The sequence below is a fragment of the Endozoicomonas ascidiicola genome (assembly GCF_001646945.1).
Taxonomy (GTDB): domain Bacteria; phylum Pseudomonadota; class Gammaproteobacteria; order Pseudomonadales; family Endozoicomonadaceae; genus Endozoicomonas; species Endozoicomonas ascidiicola.
The window spans coordinates 8,402-9,505 of sequence record NZ_LUTV01000018.1; the positions used below are offsets into that span (position 1 = coordinate 8,402).

The following is a 1,104-nucleotide window of genomic DNA, read 5'->3' on the forward strand; positions in this document are numbered from 1 at the left end:
CGCGTCCCGCTTACGTCACTATCTGTTCAAAATGTTGGCTCTAACATCGTTCAACGTCAGGTTTAGTGAAGGCCAGCTTCTACATTGTCGTTTGCCTTTTAGTTTTCAAACCTTCTGGTTCAAACTTGTTTTTGGCATTTTGGTTCAGTGCAGTTTTCAACAATGTTCTCAATCTTGAACAGAAACCTGCGAGTTCTCATTTGCTGCAAGTCGTTTCGCTGCGGGTTTAGTGCAAAAAGCAGAAATTATTCTGGCTTCCGCAGCTAACAATAAAATCGTGTTCGTGCTGCGCACCGGACGCCTACGGCGCCGTACATTTTGGCGTTAGGTGTATAAATCAACAATCCTCCTAAACTTAACGCTATTAATATGGTCATAGTTAATGTTTCCAAGTAACATTTTGAGGAAAAATTATGATCTCTATGAATGCAAGTAATAATACAGGTATGAAATATCAACCATTAACAGCATCTGAGAAAATTCCTCAGGCTGACAAAGGTTGTAATAATAGCGTTTTCTTTTCGAACTCCATAAAAACTATTAACTCCATTGATGAGGTTGATAACAACTTTAAAGATTCAATCAAACGAACTGTTTTGTCACCATATTTATGGAAAAAGGAGTCGAAAAAAACAGCATGTGGAGATAGTTCTACTCAGAAATCTAGACCACATTCGATAAAAAAGTATAAATGTGAAATTATAGGTTGTAATAAAAGTTTTAAAGTTAAAGGCAGTTTAACCAGGCATATAAAAAATCAACATTTAAACCCAAGGCAATTTGCATGTAAGGTCTGCGACTCAAAGTTTTCCTATAAACATCACTTAATAGAACATTTACGTATTCATTCTGGAGAGAAACCTTTACATTGCAGGAACTGTTCTAAGCAATTTTCACACTCTGGAAACTTATCGCATCACCTAAGACGCTGTTTTCAAGGTTGAATCAAGTAATACACCTAACAATAAAATCGTGTTCGTTCGCTTCGCTCACCGGACGCCGCCTGCGGCGGCGCCGCACATTTTGGCGTTAGCTGCTGTGTTTCTACCAGAATTGCAAACCTGAGAGTTTTTCAGCGTTGGTAGTTTTTTTGTTCAGTTCCAT

1 protein-coding gene is annotated in these 1,104 nt (G+C 38.2%); it reads left to right on the forward strand.

Annotated elements, in window-relative coordinates; all coding sequences use genetic code 11:
• Positions 1 to 413: 413 nt before the first annotated feature.
• Positions 414 to 944 carry a C2H2-type zinc finger protein gene (locus AKL11_RS25450; RefSeq protein WP_157673751.1) on the forward strand — a complete coding sequence of 177 codons (531 nt, stop codon included), beginning with the start codon at positions 414 to 416 and terminating at the stop codon, positions 942 to 944.
• Positions 945 to 1,104: the final 160 nt, after the last annotated feature.